Raw genomic sequence first — 4,048 nt, forward strand, 5'->3', positions numbered from 1 at the left:
TACTTATGCAATCGTGGCGATTACAAAGCATGGTGTCGAGCTGGCACGAAAATTACATACCGTTTTTTCGAATTCCGATCTATATTACATGAGCAAGTTTGAAAAAGGGGACGAAGAGCATAAACAGGTCCAGCTTTTTTCGGGCAGTGTCCGTATGCTATTACCCGCTTTATTCAAGGAATATAAAGGAATCATATTAATTATTTCACTCGGTGCGGTAGTCAGGATGATTGCACCAATTTTGAAGGATAAGAAAACGGATCCGGGTGTCGTTGTCATTGACGATAAAGGGGAAAATGTCATCAGTGTACTGTCAGGGCATCTGGGAGGAGCGAATGAACTGACTAAGGAAGTTGCTGCAGCCCTTGACGCAAGAGCTATAATCACTACGGCTTCGGATGTTCAAAAAACGATTCCTGTCGACTTATTCGGACAGCGCTTCGGCTGGATTTGGGATTCTGCAGAAAAATTGACGCCAGTGAGTGCGTCCGTTGTCAATGAAGAGCATGTTGCCGTTGTACAGGAATCAGGTGAACGGAATTGGTGGACTTATGAAACGGCATTACCCGAACGCATAATCGTATACCCATCCATTGAAGAAGCGCTTCAAGCAAAGCCGCAAGCAGCGCTGGTCGTAACTCACCGTATTCTTAGCCAGTCGGAAAATGGGATCCTTGAAAATGGGATCGTATATCGGCCAAAAGTCATTGCCCTCGGTATCGGGTGCAATAGGGGAACAGCGGCAGCTGAAATTGAGCAGGTGATTGCAGAAACACTAGCGGAATTATCGTTTTCATTAAAAAGCGTTAAAGCGATCTGTACAATTTCCTTAAAGAAAGACGAAATCGGCTTGATTGAAGTAGTTGAAAAATACGGCTGGGAATTCGTGCATTATGAACCGGAGGAGCTTAATCAAGCCAAAATCGAAGCGCCATCGGAAACAGTATTTAAATACACGGGTGCATATGGAGTGAGTGAACCGGCTGTGAGGATTTATGCTAAAGCTGAACAATTGGAGCTGGTTAAGAAAAAATCGGGTAACGTAACCATTTCAGTTGGCATCATACCTTTTTAAGGAGGAGAAGCAAATATGAACGATAGAAGATTGGTAATTGCGGGTACCGGAAGCGGTGTCGGTAAAACAACGTTGACCATCGGAATCATGGCAGCCCTCCAGAAGAAAGGCTATACTGTCCAAGGGTTCAAATGTGGTCCTGACTATATTGACCCTACTTATCATACAGCGGTTACAGGACGGATTTCACGCAATCTTGACAGTTGGATGTTCGAACATGACACTGTCCGGGAAATTCTTACCAAAGCAGGTACCGGATCTGATATATCGATCATCGAAGGAGTCATGGGCTTCTTCGATGGCAAAAGTCCTTTATCCAATACAGGATCGACAGCTGAAATCAGCATCATCACGCAAAGTCCTGTCCTGTTGGTAGTCAACTGTGCCAGCATGGCACGGAGTGCAGCTGCCATTGTAAAAGGATTTCAGGCCTTTTCGACCGGTCCGAACATCATTGGTGTCATTGCCAATCAAGTGGGAAGTGCGGGGCATTACAAAATTGTCAAATCAGCCATTGAGCAAGAATGCGATGTACCGGTGCTTGGTTATATGAAGCGGGAAATGGATATAGATATTCCAAGCCGTCATTTGGGTTTAATTCCAGCTATTGAACGCGGGGAACTAAATCCGTTTTTCGATAAGCTTGAACAATTAGTCATGGAAACGATCGATATCGATCAGTTGTACCATTTATCCAAGACAAGCCCCGTTTCCAGTGGAAACTCAAATATATTTCAACCCCAAAATGAAAAGGAAGTGTGCATTGCCGTCGCAAAAGATGCAGCCTTCAATTTTTATTATCAGGAAAACCTTGAGTTGCTTGAAGCATTTGGGGCGACCATCAAGTATTTTTCTCCATTGAAAGGGGATGAAGTTCCATTGGATGCTGATGGTTTATACCTAGGAGGCGGTTTTCCTGAGGAGTTTGCAGCTGAACTTTCCGGTAATGTGGGTGCTATCAAATCCATCAGAAGCTCCATTGAAAAAGGGATGCCGACTCTAGCGGAATGTGGCGGTTTCATGTTTTTGAGCAAATCGATTGAAACGACTTCCGGAGAAACGCATCAGATGGCAGGTATTATTCCGGGCAGGATTAAAATGCAGAAAAAACTTGCAGCACTAGGGTATCGAGAAATTACAGGAACTCCAGTCAATTTTTTGATCAATGAAATGGAGCAGGCCAAAGGACATGAATTCCACTACTCGACATTTGAAGCGGATGATGAACTTACACATGCTTATGAAGCTAAAGGCAGATTCGGTTCGAAACAAGAGGGGTGTGTATTGGGTAACCTTGTTGCTGGGTATACGCACTTTCATTTTGCTTCCAATCCAACACTTGCAAAGAACTGGATCGATGCTTGCTTAAAACAAAAAAACAGATCTGCCCATGAAACTATCGACAAGTAAAAGATATTTTTTGAAGATTAAGAGGAGGCGCGAGCATGAAACCGGGAAAAGTTCATCTGGTCGGTGCGGGTCCCGGAGATCCGAAACTGATTACGGTATATGGACTGGAATGTATCCAAAAGGCGGATGTCATTGCATATGACAGGCTTGTCAATCCAGAATTATTAACGTATGCAAAAGAAGATGCAGAGCTGGTGTATTGCGGGAAATCACCAGGGAAACATCATCTCATTCAAAATGAAATACATGAACTTTTAGTGGAAAAAGCCTTACAGGGGAAAAACGTCACCCGTCTGAAGGGTGGAGATCCGTTTGTCTTTGGGCGGGGCGGTGAGGAAGCGGAGATACTGGCTGCTAATGGGATTGAATATGATATCGTCCCAGGAATCACAGCGGGAATCGCAGCACCGGCTTATGCGGGCATCCCGGTGACCCACCGTGATCATGCCTCAAGTTATGCGATTGTGACAGGCCATGGCCGTGATTACAAGGGGCAGGATAACTTGAATTGGCAGGCATTGGCTCAGGGCATCGATACCATCGCCTTTTATATGGGAATAGGTAATATGCCGTTTATCTGTGAAAAATTGATGGAGCATGGAAGGGACGGCAATACGCCAGTGGCTGTCATTGAATGGGGCACGACAGAAAATCAAAGGACGATTACCGGTACTTTGAGTTCGATTTCTATGAAGGCTATAAAAGAAGAAATTCAAAATCCATCAATCTTTCTAGTAGGGGATGTCGTCCAATTAAGAGAAAAAATCCAATGGTTTGAAAGAGTGATTGAATCAGAGTCCATTATTGAAGGGAATGAGTCGGAATGTCCATCATTCAAGAACTGAAGGAACGCCGGGCAATAAGGAATTACGAAGAAAAAGAAGTGGAAGACCAAAAAATCAGGCAGCTATTGGAAGCGGCTACCTATGCCCCTAACGATCGATTGCGTGAGCCTTGGAGTTTTTATGTAATCAAGGGAGAGGCGAAGCAGCGTTATGAAAGATTGGCAGAAAGGTATTTACATGAACGCTTCCCGACCAAACCGAAATTGATTGAAAGTTCACTGGAAGTTGTAAAGACGACACCGCTTATCATCGTCGTGACTTCCGATATTTTGCCTGATGATCCGGATTCATCCGAAGACAATGTATTCGCTTCTTGTTGTGCCGTCCATTCGATGTGGCTTGCCGCAAAAGAACTTGGTCTCGGATTCGTTTGGCGCACTAGAGGAGTGGGTCTTGTCAGGGATGAACGTCTGCACGAATTTATCGGTTCACCGGAAAACAAAAAAGTGATCGGCACCATTTTTGTCGGATACCCTAAAGGCGATCAACCGGTTCCTGCTACTAAAAGGACTTCATACATAGAAAAAACAGTTTGGCTATGAAGGTAGGTGAGTGAGTGGCACGCAGAGGATTAATGCTTATTTATACAGGTAACGGGAAAGGGAAGACGACTGCCTCATTAGGGGTGACTTTAAGGGCAATCGGCAGAGAAATGAATGTCAAATACCTTCAGTTCATAAAATCTCCAGAGCGTACCTATGGGGAAGCATTGGCTTTG

5 protein-coding genes are annotated in these 4,048 nt (G+C 44.5%); all 5 read left to right on the top strand.

Annotated features, from left to right (window positions below; all coding sequences use genetic code 11):
- A partial coding sequence (locus tag ACFVSH_RS23785) for a cobalt-precorrin 5A hydrolase (protein ID WP_387708188.1) occupies nucleotides 1–1,075 on the top strand: 1,075 nt, incomplete at its 5' end.
- Between the two features lie 15 nt (nucleotides 1,076–1,090).
- On the top strand, nucleotides 1,091–2,485 hold the full coding sequence (locus tag ACFVSH_RS23790; RefSeq protein ID WP_387708189.1) for a cobyrinic acid a,c-diamide synthase CobB: 1,395 nt from the start codon (nucleotides 1,091–1,093) through the stop codon (nucleotides 2,483–2,485).
- Between the two features lie 35 nt (nucleotides 2,486–2,520).
- A complete protein-coding gene (gene cobA, locus ACFVSH_RS23795) occupies nucleotides 2,521–3,330 on the top strand; it encodes a uroporphyrinogen-III C-methyltransferase (protein ID WP_387595834.1) in 810 nt (269 codons plus the stop codon).
- Complete coding sequence (locus ACFVSH_RS23800) at nucleotides 3,309–3,872, top strand: nitroreductase family protein (RefSeq protein ID WP_192204541.1); 564 nt, start codon at nucleotides 3,309–3,311, stop codon at nucleotides 3,870–3,872. Before cobA ends, ACFVSH_RS23800 begins: the two co-directional genes overlap by 22 nt.
- Before the next feature lie 32 nt (nucleotides 3,873–3,904).
- Nucleotides 3,905–4,048, top strand: a 144-nt coding sequence (locus ACFVSH_RS23805; protein WP_387708192.1) for a cob(I)yrinic acid a,c-diamide adenosyltransferase, incomplete at its 3' end; no start/stop codon positions are given.

Origin of the sequence: Peribacillus sp. NPDC058002, from assembly GCF_042886655.1 — a bacterium.
GTDB classification, from domain to species: domain Bacteria; phylum Bacillota; class Bacilli; order Bacillales; family DSM-1321; genus Peribacillus; species Peribacillus aracenensis.